Annotated in this window: 19 protein-coding genes; 8 read left to right on the top strand and 11 right to left on the bottom strand. The window is 34.8% G+C overall.

Annotated elements, in window-relative coordinates; all coding sequences use genetic code 11:
• The first annotated feature begins 29 nt into the window (after positions 1–29).
• Positions 30–2150 (top strand): catalase, encoded by a 2121-nt coding sequence (locus FLS47_RS09425; protein ID WP_149914127.1) that lies wholly within the window; start codon positions 30–32, stop codon positions 2148–2150.
• A gap of 252 nt (positions 2151–2402) precedes the next feature.
• Here the strand turns inward: FLS47_RS09425 and FLS47_RS09420 are convergent, their stop codons facing one another.
• The 5 genes from FLS47_RS09420 to FLS47_RS09400 form a co-directional block, all read right to left on the bottom strand.
• Positions 2403–3236 carry an energy transducer TonB gene (locus FLS47_RS09420; protein ID WP_149914126.1) on the bottom strand — a complete coding sequence of 278 codons (834 nt, stop codon included), beginning with the start codon at positions 3234–3236 and terminating at the stop codon, positions 2403–2405.
• A 173-nt stretch (positions 3237–3409) separates the two neighbouring features.
• Complete coding sequence (locus FLS47_RS09415; RefSeq protein ID WP_149914125.1) at positions 3410–3817, bottom strand: NUDIX domain-containing protein; 408 nt, start codon at positions 3815–3817, stop codon at positions 3410–3412.
• Between the two features lie 11 nt (positions 3818–3828).
• Positions 3829–4548, bottom strand: coding sequence for a ThuA domain-containing protein (locus FLS47_RS09410; protein ID WP_149914124.1), 720 nt, complete (start codon positions 4546–4548; stop codon positions 3829–3831).
• Positions 4549–4566: 18 nt separating this feature from the next.
• Positions 4567–5634: a 3-dehydroquinate synthase gene (gene aroB, locus FLS47_RS09405; RefSeq protein ID WP_149914123.1), complete on the bottom strand. Its 1068-nt coding sequence runs from the start codon at positions 5632–5634 to the stop codon at positions 4567–4569.
• Positions 5635–5681: 47 nt separating this feature from the next.
• Complete coding sequence (locus FLS47_RS09400) at positions 5682–5888, bottom strand: RNA-binding S4 domain-containing protein (protein WP_149914122.1); 207 nt, start codon at positions 5886–5888, stop codon at positions 5682–5684.
• Positions 5889–5992: 104 nt separating this feature from the next.
• Between FLS47_RS09400 and FLS47_RS09395 the strand changes: the two genes are divergently transcribed.
• Positions 5993–7183, top strand: coding sequence for a proline dehydrogenase family protein (locus tag FLS47_RS09395; RefSeq protein WP_149914121.1), 1191 nt, complete (start codon positions 5993–5995; stop codon positions 7181–7183).
• Positions 7184–7239: 56 nt separating this feature from the next.
• Entirely contained in the window at positions 7240–7845 is a 606-nt protein-coding gene (locus FLS47_RS09390; RefSeq protein ID WP_149914120.1) for an HAD family hydrolase, read from the top strand.
• A gap of 13 nt (positions 7846–7858) precedes the next feature.
• Here FLS47_RS09390 and FLS47_RS09385 read toward each other — a convergent pair whose 3' ends face one another.
• Both FLS47_RS09385 and FLS47_RS09380 read right to left on the bottom strand, forming a co-directional pair.
• Positions 7859–9196, bottom strand: a complete 1338-nt coding sequence (locus FLS47_RS09385; protein WP_149914119.1) for a hypothetical protein — start codon at positions 9194–9196, stop codon at positions 7859–7861.
• An 11-nt stretch (positions 9197–9207) separates the two neighbouring features.
• The gene (locus FLS47_RS09380; protein WP_223225209.1) at positions 9208–9963 is read right to left on the bottom strand and encodes an RNA polymerase sigma factor; all 756 of its coding nucleotides are present in this window, start codon (positions 9961–9963) and stop codon (positions 9208–9210) included.
• Positions 9964–10022: 59 nt separating this feature from the next.
• On the opposite strand from FLS47_RS09380, the gene FLS47_RS09375 reads away from it, so the two are divergent.
• Complete coding sequence (locus FLS47_RS09375) at positions 10023–10874, top strand: universal stress protein (RefSeq protein WP_149914118.1); 852 nt, start codon at positions 10023–10025, stop codon at positions 10872–10874.
• 9 nt (positions 10875–10883) lie between these two features.
• Positions 10884–11129 carry a hypothetical protein gene (locus tag FLS47_RS09370; protein ID WP_149914117.1) on the top strand — a complete coding sequence of 82 codons (246 nt, stop codon included), beginning with the start codon at positions 10884–10886 and terminating at the stop codon, positions 11127–11129.
• Positions 11130–11133: 4 nt separating this feature from the next.
• On the opposite strand, the gene FLS47_RS09365 is transcribed toward FLS47_RS09370, so the two are convergent.
• The 4 genes from FLS47_RS09365 to FLS47_RS09350 all read right to left on the bottom strand — a co-directional run bounded on the left by FLS47_RS09365 (position 11134) and on the right by FLS47_RS09350 (position 15611).
• Complete coding sequence (locus FLS47_RS09365; RefSeq protein WP_149914116.1) at positions 11134–11880, bottom strand: menaquinone biosynthetic enzyme MqnA/MqnD family protein; 747 nt, start codon at positions 11878–11880, stop codon at positions 11134–11136.
• A complete protein-coding gene (locus FLS47_RS09360; RefSeq protein WP_149914115.1) occupies positions 11877–12500 on the bottom strand; it encodes a histidine phosphatase family protein in 624 nt (207 codons plus the stop codon). Before FLS47_RS09360 ends, FLS47_RS09365 begins: the two co-directional genes overlap by 4 nt.
• 15 nt (positions 12501–12515) lie before the next feature.
• Positions 12516–13709, bottom strand: coding sequence for an aminofutalosine synthase MqnE (mqnE, locus tag FLS47_RS09355; RefSeq protein WP_149914114.1), 1194 nt, complete (start codon positions 13707–13709; stop codon positions 12516–12518).
• Positions 13710–13772: 63 nt separating this feature from the next.
• Complete coding sequence (locus tag FLS47_RS09350) at positions 13773–15611, bottom strand: ABC transporter ATP-binding protein (RefSeq protein ID WP_149914113.1); 1839 nt, start codon at positions 15609–15611, stop codon at positions 13773–13775.
• Between the two features lie 186 nt (positions 15612–15797).
• Between FLS47_RS09350 and FLS47_RS09345 the strand changes: the two genes are divergently transcribed.
• From FLS47_RS09345 to FLS47_RS09335, 3 genes are read left to right on the top strand one after another with little or no spacing between them, the layout of a single operon-like run.
• On the top strand, positions 15798–16958 hold the full coding sequence (locus FLS47_RS09345) for a pyridoxal phosphate-dependent aminotransferase (RefSeq protein WP_149914112.1): 1161 nt from the start codon (positions 15798–15800) through the stop codon (positions 16956–16958).
• Positions 16951–17820 (top strand): prephenate dehydrogenase, encoded by an 870-nt coding sequence (locus FLS47_RS09340; RefSeq protein ID WP_317131687.1) that lies wholly within the window; start codon positions 16951–16953, stop codon positions 17818–17820. The genes FLS47_RS09345 and FLS47_RS09340 overlap by 8 nt, the downstream gene beginning before the upstream one ends.
• An 8-nt stretch (positions 17821–17828) precedes the next feature.
• Entirely contained in the window at positions 17829–18047 is a 219-nt protein-coding gene (locus FLS47_RS09335) for a GNAT family N-acetyltransferase (protein WP_149914110.1), read from the top strand.
• The last annotated feature ends 157 nt before the right edge of the window (positions 18048–18204 follow it).

The raw sequence follows: 18204 nt of genomic DNA, 5'->3' as shown, positions 1-18204 counted from the left end.
TTATTATCCATTAAAACACTATTTAGATTATGAAAGAGGAAAAATCCAATAAGAAAATTGACATCATTAATAAGCATACTGTAGATAATGCAAACAAACCGCTAACTACAAACGATGGTGTGCCTATACATGATAATAATAATACATTAAAAGCTGGCGAACGTGGTCCATCCCTATTAGAAGATTTCATATATCAAGATAAATTAGCGCATTTCGATAGGGAAAGGATTCCAGAGCGTGTTGTACATGCTCGTGGTTCTGGAGCACATGGAATTTTTGAAGCAACAGCAGATGTATCTAAATATACAAAAGCTAAGTTCTTGAAAAAAGGCACTAAGACACCCTTGTTTTTAAGATTTTCCACAGTAGCTGGTTTTAAAGGTTCTACTGATCTAGCACGAGATGTGCGCGGTTTTTCAGTTAAATTTTATACCGAAGATGGTAATTATGATTTAGTGGGAAACAATATTCCCGTATTTTTCATTCAAGATGCTATGAATTTTCCGGATCTGGTACACGCCGTGAAACCAGAACCAAACAATGAAATGCCACAAGCTGCATCAGCACATGACACTTTTTGGGATTTTGTATCCTTGATGCCAGAGTCGGCACATATGGTCATGTGGGCAATGTCGGATCGTGCTATTCCACGTTCACTCCGTATGATGGAAGGTTTTGGCGTGCATACATTTAAGTTTGTCAATGACGAAGGCAAAGGAACTTTTGTGAAATTTCATTGGAAACCAAAATTAGGCGTGCATCAGGTAGCATGGCAGGAAGCTCAAAAAATTTCGGGTTATGATGCTGATTTTCACCGTAGAGACTTGTGGGAAGCCATTGACAAAGGAAATTATCCGCAATGGGATCTAGGTGTTCAATTAATTCCTGAGGAAGATGAGTTAAAATATTCATTTGACATACTAGACCCAACAAAACTCATCCCAGAAGAGGTTGTTCCAGTTCAGATTATTGGAACTATGACCTTAAATCGTAATCCCGAAAATTTCTTTGCAGAAACGGAACAAATCGCTTTTGATCCTGGACGTTTAGTGCCTGGTATTGACTTCAGTAATGATCCACTATTACAAGGGCGTGTTTTTTCCTATGCAGATACACAAAATTACCGATTGGGTGGACCCAACTTTCATGAATTACCTATTAATAGACCTGTAAATGGAAAATACAACAATCAAAAAGACGGTTTTGGTAGACAAGATATTCTTAAAGGAAATGTATCTTATTTTCCAAATAGTTTGGGTGGAGGTTGCCCCTATCATGCGATGCTTAAAGGAGAATCTGGCTTCGAATCTCATGCTGAAAAAATAGATGCAAAGAAAATCAGAGGTCGCTCATCATCTTTTGCCGATCACTTCACACAAGCTAGATTATTCTTTCAATCGCAATCTCCAGCCGAGCAGGAACATATAGTTTCAGCATATAGTTTCGAATTATCAAAAATTAATAGTCCGGACATACGCCGAAGAGAGTTGGCTATATTAAATCAAATAGATGATAAGCTTGCCAAAGCTGTCGGTGATAATTTGGGAATCGAGCCACCTAAAGAATTGGATGAGTTGACCCTACAATTTGCAAGACACAATCACCCCGAATATCCAATCAAAGCGCCTAAGCCTGAGGTTATAACATCTAAAGCATTAAGCATGGAGATAAAGCCTGGCGAAGGTACAATCGAAACGCGAAAAGTTGCATTCTTGGTGGATAATGGTGTAAGTAAAGCGAGTATTGATAAAATGAAATCAGCTTTGGAAGCAGAAGGTGCAGAAGCAGTATTAATAAGTACAAAGGTTGGAAAAGTTAAATTTAAAGAAGGCGGAGAAGAGGATATTCAATTTACGTATTTGACAGAAGCTTCAGTATGTTACGATGCTTTCTACACACCAGAAGGTGATTCGGTTAATACATTAGCAGCAGAACCAGACTATTTTCAATTTATAAACGAAGCATATAGGCATTGTAAAGCTATAGCTTTTGCAAAAGGTGCAGAATCGCTCATTGAGGATACATTAATAAAAGATATTGATGATGGAATTATTTTAGAATCTAAAAAGGATTTGACTAAAGATTTCATTCATGTAATGAAAGGACATCGAATTTGGGAACGTGAGAAAGCGCGCAAAGTAGCTGTCTAGAAATTAAACATAATAATAACAGCTTTTCAAAATTGAGAAGCTGTTATATAATTATAAATAAATAGATAGTGTGTGATTTCTATTTTAACATTTTTGATATTTATTAATCAAAAATTTTATTTTGGTACAATAATAAAAAAATAGATTGCATTTATTAAAGTTTTGTATTTTTTTTAATTATACACTGTAGTGAATATCCTACAGCGTTAATTGAGAGGATATTATAATAATATTTGACCAGCAAAATTTAAATTATTTTAGAAGAGTACGACTTGTTACTAGTCGTGCTTTTAATTTTTGATCCGAAGAAGTATCTTTCTCTATTAGAAAATTTTTAATATCTGATTTTACTAATGCTTGTTTCCAAGAATCAATATTAACTTTTTCATCATCAACATATAAACTATAAAAATTGGAATCTATATTTTTCAGTTTAGAATAAATTATCTTAGAACTTCTTGCATTCTCCTCAGAATTTACAATAATCGTAGAAGGATTTGATTTAGGATTGCCAAATAGTGCTTGAGATTGTTTAGTATCTAAAAGGATTACTTGATCTAAATAAATATGATCAGCCATATACCATATTTTATTTTTAGGTAGTTGAACTCCATTATAAATTACCACTGCATCTCTCAAATTTAAATCCGATTCCAATGGGGCATTAAATTCTACTTTTAAAGTACATTTAACATTTACATTTTTGTAGTCTAATGAGGCTGGAGACCAATTTGAAATATTATTTAGCAATCTAAAAACTTCTTTACTATAGGATTTATCGGTACTTTTAATAATTCGCTGATTTCTAATTTTACCAGAAGATGTAATAACGTAACTGACAATAACTTCACCTTTTTTTTTGCCATACAGCAATGGCTTCAACGGATATTTCTTATTAGCATTTATGTATTCTGATATATCCGTGAATTCATTTGATAAAATTACGGGTAAAGTTTTATTAGAGCTTTTAAGGAGATTTGCTTGGGTTATTGTGCGTTGGCTCATTGCCAAATCAACAGAGAGAAATAAACAGCAAAAGAATAGAGTTACAATTTTTATTCTAACTGAATACTTAGCACAAAACATAAATTATTTTTATAGGTAGATAATGGTTACAAAAATGGCGAATATTTCCCCACTTCGTAATACCTAATTAAAGGTAATTTTATTAACAGGCACAAAATATGAATTTTATCTTATTAATACAACATTTTACTAATACACACCTAGCTTTTTATTTAAATCATAAATTAATATAATTATAGATTCATCCAAATCGGCAAAGCGAATTCTTTTAACAGATGTGCTAATTGAAATTTTTCATGAGTTACCTTACTTACAAATCTAACTTCTTCTAGCTCTGCATTCGAGGTGGGAAGGTGTATTAAAGGTGACTTTAGTAGAAATATATTCCCTTCTACAATTGTGTTTTTCTCATTTACAGCTTGCGTTTCGTGCTTACCTAGATATTCAAAATCATCATAAGTAAACTCAAGTTCTAGTTCCTCTTTCAATTCACGCAAAAGAGCATCTTTATAAGATTCGTTACATTCAACTTTTCCACCTGGCAGCATATAAAATATTGACTTCTTCTTTCGTACAACTAATAAATCATTATCCGCATTTAATAATAATGCAGATGCAATAACTATCTTATTCTGAGACATTATAGTCTTAACTATTTTATTTTTAGTACGTATTTTATTCCACCAATTATGTGTTTTTGAAATGGTTCAGAATCATAAGATTCGTCTGTATGGCCAAGACCTGTATAGAATGCTCTGCCCCCATCAAACTCTTGAAACCATGCTATTGGATGAAACTTCCCCATCTTACCACCTTTGTATGAAGTCTCGTCAAGTGTCATTAAAATATTTAAACCATCTTTTACATCTCTGAAATCATACCACTCATCGCGGTGAATCCATGTTTGCTGTAAATGTGAAGTTGATGGATGTGTACGGTTCAGTACATCAATTCGAGCCTCTTGCACCTCGGGATGACTCACAAAATACCCTCCAACCAATGCACCATACCAAGGCCAATTGTATTCGGTATCTGATGCAGCATGGATGCCTACATAACCTTTGCCAGACTGAATGAATTTTTGAAAATTTTCTTTTTGCGTTTTGTCAAGTATATCACCAGTCGTATTCAAAAAAATTACTGCATCATATTTTTTAAGACTATCCACATGGAAATGAACTGAATCTTCTGTATGCAAAAACTTTATACCATGTTTGTCCAATAAATTAGAAACTGTAGCCACACCTTTTGGAATACTAGCATGTCTAAAGCCATTAGTTTTAGAAAATATCAAAACTGATTTTCCAGTTTGAGCTTTCGCATAAGTCATAATTCCGATTAGGATAAAGATTATAGAATATAAATTTCTCATGTGAGGGTATTATTTAAATTATAATTGGGATACTTTTGAATAATAGTTTAAAGCAGATTTGATGTCATCCTCTTCGACGTAAATGTTGTACGTACAGTTTCCTATATCTTTTAATAAAGCAAATCCAATCTTGTTGTCTTCGTTCTTTTTATCATTCTTCATCAAATCCACAAACACTTGATATTGTTCTTTCGTATAAGAATATTTTGGATATTTTAAAAGGAATGTATTAGTGATATCGGTAAGAGCTTCATCTGTTAAGCCCGTAAATTTATTTGAAAGCCAAGCTTCGCAAATCATGCCTATCGCAATTGCTTCACCGTGTAACAAGGGCTTTTCATCGTTAAATAAGGAATATCCTTCAATTGCGTGTCCAATAGTATGTCCGAAATTTAAAATCTTACGTAATCCTTTCTCCGTTGGGTCTTGGGTAATAACAGAATTTTTAATATCAACAGATTTATAAATCAAATCCGCAGAGATATTTTCCAAGTCCACTGATTTACAAGTCTCATAGAATGATTTATCCTGAATTAAGCCATGCTTAATTACTTCGGCAAAACCTGAAACAAGTTGTCTTTCGTCCAATGTTTGCAAGAATTGTGTACTGATGAAAACAGCTTGAGGTTGTGTAAAGGTACCAATGATATTCTTAACGTTATCCAAATCAATACCTGTTTTACCACCTACTGATGCGTCTACTTGCGACAATAATGTTGTCGGAATCTGAATAAAATCAATTCCTCTTTTGTATGTCGAAGCAGCAAATCCACCCATATCCGTCACCACACCACCACCTAAGTTTATCATTAAAGCTTTGCGATCCGCACCAAAATCTAACATAGTTTTCCAAACTCCGATACAGAAATCAATATTTTTATTTTCTTCTCCAGGATCAACTTCGATGATATCGTAATGAATCAAATCTGGAATAGCATTTTGTAATACGGGTAAACAATTATCGTTGGTATTTCTATCGACTAAAACGAGAATCTGTGAATAGCCACGCTCCTCGATGAATGGTAAAAGTGACGCTAAATCTTCTTCAAAATATACGTTGTATCCTAAACTTTGGATTGGTTGCATGTTCTTATTTTATAAGTGTTATTCTATGGGTAAAGATAGAAATAATATTAGATGATTTGGACTTTCATTCCGTCAAATTCAATAATATCTCCCTTACGAACTTTTAATCTTTTACGGTAATCAACCTCTCCATTATATACGACTAATCCTTCGTCTACCATACGCTGAGCCATGCCTCCATGCTCTACCCAATTCAATGCTTTTAATAATTGAATCATGGGAATAAATTCTCCTTCTAACTTGAATGTTTGCATAAACAAAAATAAACCAAAAATATACCAATTCTATCCATATCTTGTAAAAAAGTGCAAAATATATTTATTATAGAGTACTTTTGTTTAGATAACAATTAGAGAAGATGGCATTGCAAGAAACCCTATTGAACTTTGAAAATACGGAAATAGCATTTAAAAATAAGAGTGACAAAGACTTAGAAAGAGCCTATTGGCTTTTCAAGATGGTCGCGTCTAGTACGTTAATTAAAATCGGGACTCCAATAACGAATTTTTCTCTAAATATTGGTTTACCAATTCAGGGAATTATTCGCAATACTATCTACAAGCAGTTTTGTGGTGGCGAAACTATACAAGGCTGTACATCTGCTATTGCGGAACTTGGTAAAGGTAATGTAACCACAATTTTGGATTATTCTGTTGAAGGAGAAGATTCTGAAGAAAGCTTTGATGCTTGTTGTAAAGAAGTTTTAGCAAGTGTTGCATATGCACGAACAAATAAACTGATTTCATTCTGCGTATTCAAACCTACGGGAGTTGGTAGATTTGATTTATTAGCAAAAATTGATGCAAAACAAGCACTTAGTGAAGATGAAAAAGCGGAATTTACAAGACTATTAAAACGTTGTGATGCAATCTGCAAAGCATGTTATGAAGCTGGAATTCCTGTGTTAGTTGATGCAGAACACTCCTGGATTCAAGATACAATTGATGATATTGCGCGCGAATTGATGGAACGCTATAATAAAGAGAAACCTATTGTGTACAATACGTATCAATTATACAGACATGACAAATTAGCCTCGTTAAAAGCAGATTTAGCTTATGCAGAAAAGCAAGGTTTTTATTTGGGTGCTAAAATAGTACGTGGTGCTTATATGGAAATTGAACGCGAACGTGCAGCAGAAAAGGGCTACCCATCTCCTATTCAAGCAACGAAGAATGCTTCAGATATTGATTATAATGAAGCAATATTATTCTGTTTAGATAACATCGATCGCATCGGATTAATGGCTGGTACGCACAATGACCAAAGCAGTATGCTTTTAGCTACAGAAATGGACAAACGCCGCATTGCACACAATCATTCGCATGTATTCTTTGCGCAGTTATTGGGAATGTCGGATAATCTTTCTTTCAATTTAGGTGCTGCAGGCTATAATGTTGCGAAATATATGCCATATGGGCCAGTAAAAGCTGTAATGCCTTACTTGTTCCGTAGAGCTCAAGAGAATTCTTCAGCTGCTGGACAAACAGGACGAGAATTGAGCTTAATAATTAAAGAAAAACAACGTCGTAAATCGTTGAAAAAATAAAAATAATGGCTGTATCTTTACAGCCATTATTTGTTTAAAGCAATTCCTAAACCTCCATGCATTTAGAAGAAAAAATAAATAAGCTCCAAAGCATAGCTGAACCCTACGAAGCTTTATTATTCGACGTAGACGGGACTTTAGCGGACAATATACACGGACATAAAGCCGCTTATGTGGCAGTTTCAAAAGAATACGGCGTAGATTTGGATCCTGAACTCATCGATGAAACCGCAGGTTGGCCGACAGTTGCTGTTGCCCGAGAAATTTGTAAGAGATACAAGGTGGAATTTGATGTTGAAGTGTTCTCAAAGCGAAAATCTCAAATTTTTATTGAAGAATTCATTCAACAAACGCAACCTATTGAGTATGTCAGGCAGATTTTATTTCAAAATGTTGGCAAGAAAAAAATCGGCATTGTGTCTGGAGGAAGCAGATCAACTTTAAATATAACCCTAGAGGTCATAGATGTAAATGGGAAATATCAAGCAATGGTCTGTGCAGGCGACACAATTAATGGTAAACCTTCTCCTGAGCCTTTCTTACTTTGTGCAGAACAATTAGAAGTAGATCCACATCGCTGTCTTGTATTCGAAGACGGTGATCCTGGAGTACAAGGTGCTATTGCAGCAGGAATGGGCTGGGTAAGGATTGACCAATTATAAAAAATAATACTTCTTAAAAAGTAGTAATTATTCGAATACCACTATTTGTGTAATCCAAATCAGATTTGCGAAATTGTCCCAACGGTACCTTAACAAAAGGCTCGACCGAAAGGGACATTTTCTTATTCATATTAACTTTTTTACCTAGTGAAAAATTTGCAAAACCGCTAAAACCCTTTGGATTAACATTATCTTGAAGAGATTTAACTGTTTTAACCTTTGTCTTATTTAAGCTTTGTGCGGCATTAGGAATTAACGATTCTTTATCCTGAAGAGAAGACACACCAACATTTTCAATGTATTGCGCCTCACGCTGCTGATTAATAATAGCTGAATATGAAACTCCTGCTGAAGAGTAGAATCCCTTATTAAAATTATAGGTCACATCTAAAGGTATTTCTAGTGCTTCCACCTTGCCCATAACGGCATTAACATTTGGCAATATCATTTGCTGCTTGTTTGAGAAATTTAATTCTCCTGCTAGCGGTGAATTTTGGTAAGAATTTTCCATACTTATTTTCTCCGAATATGACATATCCATAGGATCTTTAATAACTCCAACAGAGTACGAATTGTAGGATGTTCCTGTACGTAAACTTATTTTCGAATTAATAGCATAAGATACTAAGAAACCTGCACCTACATCAAATTTGTCTGCCGTACGGTGCGGAGAAACGTATAATCCCAGTTGAAACTTATCACCTAATGACATTTTACTTTCGTTATTATTAGGAGCTGGATTCCTTGTTCCTCCTATATTGACAGCTTGAGAAGCAAACGTAGTTACAGTTGGAAGAATTAATTCTGGATATGATGATTCCTCATGTGTAGTTTCTAAAATTGGTAAAATTTTAGGATCCACCTTTTTCAAATTAGCAATAGATAGTGAGGTCAGTGTGGGCTGAATTACATTCAATTCATTATCTAAACCTTCAATGGTAACACTTGAAGAATATGGTAACGTAGGATGAGACTTTAACCTAGACGAGTTTGCGCCTTTATGTGAATCGTTCATTGCGATTGTTGTTGACTCTGAAGATAAAGTGTGTCTATTCCGAGAATTTTCTAATATATTCGAGGAGCTTCTGTCTGAAATAGTTGGACTAGATTTAGCAATTTGGGTATCAACTGTAATATCATCTTCTTGCGAACGATATATGTATAACGATACAGCTAGAACCGATAGACCTACTGCAGCTATATTTGCCAAACGCTTAAATGATATGACGTGAGTATTTCCAGCCTTACCTTGTTGCGCTGCAAATCTTTCCCAAGCCCCCTCACGATAAGGAAGTTCTTGCGAAGCCTTTAATTTAGCCTTAATATCTTCTATTAAATCTTTATTATTCATATATGTAGATATTAACCAACTTTAATTTTATTCAACATTTCAAATTGCTCTTGATACAATATTCTCAATCTGGATTTAGCACGAGTTAGATAAGTTCTGCAAGTACTATCTGGAATATTAAGCTTTTTACTAATTTCATCGTGTGAATAACCTTCAATTTCATATAGATTGAATATTGTACGTTGAATTTCTGGTAATTTATTTAACAAAGCTAAAATATCATTCACTTCTAAATTGCTTGATAATGAGACAGAATTATTCTCTATTTCTATTTCATTTATATCATCAATATCGAGTGTAACTTTTTGTGCTCTTAATTTATCGATAGACGTATTGACAGTGATACGAGCAATCCAACCTTTGAATGATTTTTCTAAAGCAGATTCATCACTAAGAACTTCAAAATTGGATAACTTTTTGAAAATCTTGACAAAGCTTTCGTTGACTATATCCTCTGCTTCCATTTCATTCTTCACGTAACGAAGAGAAACTGCCATCATATAACCATAAAACCGCTTATACAAGAAAGATTGGCTACGTGCACTTTGTTGTGCTAGACAATCTTCCAAAGCAGACTTCAATGTCAATGGACTATTCCTTTTGAAATATCTGGAAACTATACTCACTCGTGCAGTTGAACTTTGTCTTTTTTGTATTTCTAAAGTTAAAGAATTATTATTGATAATCACTTTTGCTCTGTCATTATAAGGGTATAACGTACCTTTTAATATGTATGCTACATCATATTCTAAAATAATTACGGTCAATTTTTATTATTGATTAACAGCTCATATTTGCTTATATTTAATTGAAAGGAGATTCTGCTATGAAACATATATTATTGCCAACGGATTATTCAGATCATGCTAATAATGCGTTTTTCTATGCTTTACATTTAGCCAACAAATTTGGTGTTAAGCTGTATGTACTCTTCTCGTATATACCTCCTGTATTATCAGCAGCACATGCCGGTCAGCCTGAAATGCTCAACACGGTTTATCAGGAAATTGAAAATTCACGCAAAGATTTTTCTATGCGTAAGAATAATGAGTTGATGCAAAAGGCCATTGCGCAAAATATAGATACCACAAATGTAGAGTTTCTATTTGACCATGGAACGGTACTTGGTGGTGTGAAGAATGCTATAGCGAATCAAGAAATAAGTTTGATTGTAATGGGCGTATATGGTGCTTCTGGGTTTGCTGGAGAATTTATGGGTAGTAATACGACGACAGTCATTCGCAATGTTATATTACCAGTTTTGGCTATACCATTACAAGCAAAATACAATCCAATTCAGAAAATAGGTTTTACTACTTTATTTAAAGAAAAGGATTTTCATGCTTTGGAGCAAATCGTTGAGATAAGTTCTTTGGTAGACGCTAAAGTATATTGTGTTAACGTCAAAACTGAATCAAGTAGTCCTTCCGAAGTACTATTAAATGCAGAAAAATGGACTAAAAGTTTTAAGGATCAAGAGTTGAAATTTGTGTTTCTTGAAAAAGAAAATTCTGTTGAAGAGACTGTTAATAGATTTATTTTAGATAATGATATAGACATACTTGCTATTGTACGACGCAACAGAAACTTTTTTGATCGATTGATGAGCTCAAGTTTATCTACCAAACTCACATTTCATTCGGAAATACCTATATTCGTATTTCATGAATCGAAATAGTTTGGGACAATGAATATTCAGATAATTCAAGATAAATTAAAAGCACTGCAACTTTTGGATAGCAAAATTCAGAAGTATACGTTGCTAATCGATGATAAAATGATAGAGCAAGGAGCATTATTTTTTGTACCGCTTGGTGGTAAAGAAATAAAAATTGTGATTCCTGCTCCTTCGCATCAAGATTTTTTGCAAGATGAATCTAAAGTCACATACAAAAACTTACTATTGCGAAAGGAAATCATTATCCTGAAATGACGACTTAAACACCTTTAAAATCTATTTCCTCCAAGGATTCATATAACTTTAAGTATTTTGAGATAGCTTCGCGTTTTCTATTATCAAGATTAAAATCCAAATTTTCTGTCAAGTAGATCTTGTAATCAAAATTTGGATAAGAAGGTAATCTGGTAATTACATCTAATGGATGTGAAACCCCTTCTCTCAATGCCATATTAAAATCGGAAATAAAATCCTCCGGTAATTTTTTATTTGAAACCCACACCGCGTAAGCAAAAGGTAAACCTGTAAAATCCTTCCAAATTTCGCCCAAATCATAGATATACGGTACAGTATCTTTTTGTCCAAAAGTACGATCACCAATCAAAACATACGCATCTGCCTCTCCTTCCATTACAACCTCAACATCCAATTTCCAGTGATGCTTAAGAAGAATGCGTGCTAAACCATTGGAGGTACGAGACTGGGGATCTAATCGTAAACTACGAATCTGCTCGATAGGCTTTGTGGAAAAAATAAATACCGAATCCACAGCACCATCTGAACCAATACAGTAATCTGTTACGATATGATAATTGGGAATTCTAGTCAAGGCAGCTACAGGAATTATACCTAAATCTGCTTCATTTTGAATAACTTTTCGAGCACATTCTGCTGGCACATCTACACTTAAATCAATTTGCTCTAAAAGCTTAGGAGATGCTTTTATTCCTTGTAAAAACGGCAATGTATTGGTATAACTTACCGCCGAAACTTTTATTTTACTCATTCCAACCCTTCTAAATGCGCCGTATTGTAATAATCTATTATAGTAAACTTTCCATTCTCGTATGACAAAACATACAAAGCTGTATTGGTATGGGGAAAGTCTTCCATATTGCAAACTGACGTGTCTGTGAGATGACAAAGCATAATACGCAATGCTCTACCGTGCATACAAACTAAAATAGTTTCTTCATCCTCATGACCCAACATATAAGCGATAGCTTCTTTCTGCCTTTGTACAAGCTGATTTGGGGATTCACCGTTTGCGATTCGGACATCTAATTCGTTATTTTTCCACGAAGAAACTAATTCTTTGAAACCTTGCATTATCGTCTCATCTTGAACTTTTCCTTCATAAATACCCCACGAAATTTCATCCAAGCCAATTAAATCCTCGCGTGGAATGCCTAACTCATTGACAAAACGTTCGACGGTTTCGTGCGTACGAACAAGTGTTGAAGTATATATTTTGTCAAAGGGAATATGTTTGTATGCATTGAAAAAAGCATCCGCCTGTTTTCTACCGTTATCATTTAGCGAAGTATTCACACCTCTTCCCTGCACAATTCCTTTCAAATTGAGATCAGTTTGTCCGTGTCTAATAAAATAAAAAGTCTTTTTCACTACGTAACAATTTATTTAATTGACAACAGGTAAAGCATAGTATTTCTTTAACTTATCCTCTTCAAATACGACATCATTATAATCCGTAACAACATTATATAATGTATCCCGCTCAATTGGATGACGCCCTACATTTTTAATAAGCTGAACCAATTCTTGTGTACTCATTGCTGGTGTTTGTTCTTCTGCACCAGCCATTGAATAGATTTTTGTAGTATCATCCAATGTGCCATCAATATCATCAACTCCGTACGCCAATGACAATTGTGCAGTATCGCGCGAAATCATAGCCCAGTAGGCTTTGATGTGTGGAAAATTATCCATGTAAATACGTGCGATGGCGTAATTTCTTAAATCCTCAATAACAGAAACTTCAGGCACATGCGCCATTTGGTTGTCTTTATTTCTGAATTTTAATGGAATAAAAGTTTGAAATCCACCGGTTTTATCCTGCAAAGAACGCAAACGCTCCATATGATCAACTCTATGCCAAAATTCTTCGATATGTCCATAAAGCATCGTAGCATTCGTATGCATGCCTAATTTATGCGCTTGTTCGTGAATGTCCAACCATTGTTCCGCTGTACATTTATCATGTGCAATTTGTTCCCTGATTTCAGGATGAAAAATTTCAGCGCCACCACCCGGCATAGAATCCAAGCCGCATTCTTTCAAGTATTTCATACCGTCATAATGCGATAGTTTAGCCTTTTTGAATATGTAGTAATACTCCACAGGAGTCAACCCTTTGATGTGTAAATCAGGACGATGTGCTTTACAACGTTTGAAAAATTCAGCGTAAAATTCGAGATTTTGTTTTGGAACCACACCACCAGTGATATGCACTTCGGTAACAGGCTCATTGTCGTATCTTTTGACAATATCAAGCATACCATCTACGTCCATTTCCCAACCTTCTGCACGTTCCTTTATCATGCGCGAATATGAACAAAATTTACAATCGTACACGCACACATTCGTAGGCTCGATGTGGAAATTTCTGTTGAAATACGTATAATCACCGTGTTTTTTTTCGCGTATATAGTTAGCGAGAACTCCTAAATAGTTAAGTTCTCCCTTTGTGTATAATATTACTCCCTCATCAAACGATATACGTTCTTCAGCTAGTACCTTTTCAGCAATTCTTTTTAAATCAGTGTCCAAATTCGGATTATTGATTAGAAAAGTAAGCTTCCTCTCTGCATTCATATATTACTCCTTCTGTTCAAATATATCAAAAACAATGTAACAACTCTTAAAAACATAATGTTCTTAAGCTTCCACAAATTGTTGCATGTCGATCAATCTTTTATATAACCCGTTGTGATTTATTAGCTCCAAATGCGAACCAACTTCCACAATTTTCCCAGCCTCCAATACCACAATTTTATCGGCATTTTGGATGGTACTTAAACGATGTGCGATAACTACTGTTGTCCTGTTCTCCATCAGTTTATACAACGCATCTTGAACCAATCTTTCGGATTCTGTATCCAACGCTGAAGTTGCTTCATCCAACAACATAATAGGTGGATTTTTAAGCACCGCTCGCGCGATACAAATACGTTGACGCTGTCCTCCCGAAAGTTTAGATCCTCTATCACCAATGTTCGTTTGATAACCTTCTGGAGTTGTTAATATAAAATCGTGAGCATTCGCAATTTTTGCAGCAGCTTCAACTTCATCTTGTGTTGCATTTTCATTCGCAAACGCGATATTATTGAATATAGTATCGTTAAATAAGATAGATTCTTGATTAACTGTTCCTATTAACACACGTAACGAATATTGATTTAATGACTTGATATTTTTACCATCAAAAAGAATTTCTCCACCTGTGACATCCATAAATCGTGGAATTAAATCAACCAATGTTGATTTACCTCCCCCCGAAGGTCCGACTAATGCAATGGTCTGTCCCTTGGCGATAGTCAGATTGATATTATGCAAAATTTGTTTCTCACCGTAAGAAAAATCAACATTTTCAAAAGTAATATCAGAATCAAATGCTGTAACAATTTTCGCATTTGGAACATCTTCCACATTGTTTTTTTCATCTATCAATTCCAATACACGTTCACCAGCCGCAATACCATTATGGACATTAGAAAATGAATCTGTCAAAGCTTTTGCAGGACGCATCACCTGAGAAAATATTGCGATATATCCGATGAATTCAGAAGCTTTCAAATCCCCTTCACCATTAAGAACTAAGCTACCCCCATACAACAATATGATGGCCACCATAGCAACACCTAAAAGCTCTGAAACTGGAGAACCCATTTGTTGTCTACGAACCATTCTACGCATAATTTTGGAATAGTTTTCACTTTCTTGATTAAATCTGTTATTGATAAAAGTCGATGCGTTAAAAGCTTTTATGATTTTGACACCTGACAATGCTTCATCCAAGTTTGAAATCATTTTACCATAAGATTCTTGTCCTTCCTTAGCTTGCGACTTTAATTTTTTCACTATCCGTGAAATCACAAAAGCAGAAATTGGAATAACTAAAATCGAAAACAAAGTCAATTTTGCAGACAATGAAAATAATACAACAATATATGCAAGTAACTGAAGTGGCTCTTTAAATACAACCTGTAAAGTACCTGTAACTGAAAATTGTACGACCTGAACATCAGATGCAATCTTGGAAATAATATCACCTTTCCTTTGATTCGAAAAATAGCCTGTATGCAACTTCATCACATTATTGAATACCGCTTTACGAAGATTTAATAAGGTATGTATGCGTAAGTTTTCCATTATTCTTTGGGAAAGATAGCGGAAAAGATTACTGATAAATACAGAAATAATAATAACAACACAGACATATTTTAGTGCTTCGTAAGGCCCCAAATCAAAATACAATCTATCTGCATAATACGTGAACCAATCACCAAACTCTAACCAACTCTCAGGCTTTGTAACAACAGCAGGAGCTTGAATATCTGCATCGCCTGTACCTTTGAAAAGAACTTGTAATAACGGCACGAGTAAGGCCAAATTTAACGTTCCAAAAATTACAGTGATAATTGTACAGATAATGTATGGTATAGCATATTTTTCAATAGGCTTGGCAAAAGATAATAATCTAAAGTATGTTTTCATTCACAAATTCTCAATAAGCAAAAATAGTAAAAATGACGGTCAATTAATTGATTATCGAAATATACACTCAAAATGTTGCATATAAGTGATAAAGATTAAAGTATATAAAAAATATAGTCTTTTATGAATGAATAATTCAACAAAGCGATTAACTTTTTATAAATTTAGCACCAAATATTTATTTTAATGGAAATTCAAGTAGCGAAAAGATTACAACATACAGAAGAATATTACTTTTCGAAGAAATTAAGAGAGATAGATGAGATGAATAAAGCAGGTGCTCAAGTGATTAACCTTGGGATAGGAAGTCCTGATTTACCGCCTCATCCCGAAGTGATTAAAGTGTTGAGCGAACAAGCGGCACAAAACAATACACACGGCTATCAAAATTACAAAGGTGCTCCTGTCCTTCGTCAAGCGATGGCTGACTGGTATGCGCGCTACTACGGTGTGACTCTTGATTCAAATACTGAGATTTTACCCTTAATCGGTTCCAAAGAAGGTATCGTTCATATCTGCATGACTTATCTTCAAGAAGGTGATGAAGTTTTAATTCCTAATCCAGGCTACCCAGCATATACAAGCGCGGTTCACGTGACTGGTGCAACTTCAACTCCATATGCACTGACCTTAGAAAATAATTGGTTGGTTGATTTTGAAGAATTGGAAAAACGTGATTTATCGAACGTCAAGATGATGTGGATTAATTATCCGCATATGCCTACAGGTGCATTAGCAAATAAAGAATTCTTCGAAAAAGTAATAGCTTTCGGTAAGAAACACAATATCCTAATTTGTCATGATAATCCGTATAGCTTTATCTTGAATGATTCTCCAGAAAGTATTCTATCTGTGGAAGGCGCAAAAGATGTGGCGATAGAATTGAATTCACTGAGTAAATCATCCAATATGGCTGGATGGCGTATTGGAATGTTGGTAGCAAATGAAGCACGTATCGGAGAGATTCTGCGTTTCAAGAGCAACATGGATTCAGGGATGTTTTTACCCATGCAATTAGCTGCCGCAAAAGCATTGAGTTTAGACAAATCATGGTATACACAGCTAAATGAAGAATATGCTGAGCGTCGCAAAAAAGTGTTTGAAATCATGGATTTGTTAAATTGTACATACGATTTGAATCAAGTTGGGTTATTCGTCTGGGCACAGATTCCAAAAGGCTTCAAAAACTCGTATGAGCTTTGCGATAAAATTCTTTATGATGCTAAAGTTTTTATTACGCCAGGTGGTATTTTTGGAACTGCTGGTGAGCATTTTATACGCATAAGTCTATGTGCAAATAATGAAACTTTGGAAAAAGCCATAGCTCGAATTAAGGCAAATATTTAACACGATTAGAAATAATAAAAATATGAATATAGCTATCGTCGGAATAGGTTTGATAGGTGGTTCTGTTGCTCTCCGACTTAAGGAAACTGGTTTCATACAAAAGGTCGTTGGTGTGGACAAAAGCGAAATCAATCAAAACAAAGCTTTACAACTGGGGTTGGTTGACGAAATCCAAGACTTAGATAATGCAATTGCATCTTGTAAAATTATTGTACTAACGACTCCTGTAGATGCCATTATGCAATTGGCTCCCTATATTTTGGACAAAATTACCGATCAGGTAGTTATAGATATGGGCTCTACAAAAATCAATATCTTGCAAAAAATTGCGGATCATCCGAATCGTGGTCGATATGTAGCAGCGCACCCAATGGCTGGTACTGAATATTCTGGTCCTGAAGCTGCATTGCCAAACTTGTTTAAAGACAAAAACATGGTGTATGTAGAAGCATTCAAATCAGATGAAGATGCTTTTGATCTGGCAGATGCTTTGACAGATTCCTTAGAGATGAAATCTCTATTTATGAATGCGGAAGAGCATGATGTACACACAGCTTATGTATCGCATATTTCGCACTTGACATCTTTTGCTTTAGCCTTAACGGTGTTGGAAAAGGAAAAATCACAAGGTAGGATTTTTGAATTAGCGGGTTCGGGTTTTGAGTCGACTGTCCGTTTGGCAAAATCTTCTCCTGATATGTGGACACCTATTTTCAAACAAAATAGAGAGAATGTATTGGAAGTGTTAGAAGAACATATCAAACAGCTGCAGAAATTGCACAATAAACTTGAAAAAGAGGATTACGATGGTCTTCATAAGCTTATTAAAAAGTCAAATAAAATTAAACGAATTATAAAATAATGAACTTTATGCCACTTGAAAATGCGCTTATTTCTTTAAGAAAATTAGAGAAAGTAGATTTCGATGCACTTTCTCAAGTGGCTTCTGATCCTTGTATTTGGAAAGATCATCCTGATTTTACACGATATACATCAGAAGGATTTACAATATATTTTGAACAATTACTAAATACGAATTATCCATTGATAGTTATCGATAAGAATTCAAGTGAACTACCCATTTGCTAAAGACAAATGGGCTTCGGGCTTCACAGACTAGTGCTTTGTTGCCAAAGTCTTATTTGAGTCTCCGCCCGTGTAATCGCCAGTTCCTGACGATATTATTTTTAATCCTTCTTTCAGAATGTTTTTTGCAGCGTTTAAATCACGGTCTAAAACGTGTCCA

This window comes from Sphingobacterium cavernae (genome assembly GCF_008520265.1).
Taxonomy (GTDB): Bacteria; Bacteroidota; Bacteroidia; order Sphingobacteriales; family Sphingobacteriaceae; genus Sphingobacterium; species Sphingobacterium cavernae.
This window is presented reverse-complemented; position numbering and strand designations above follow the sequence as displayed.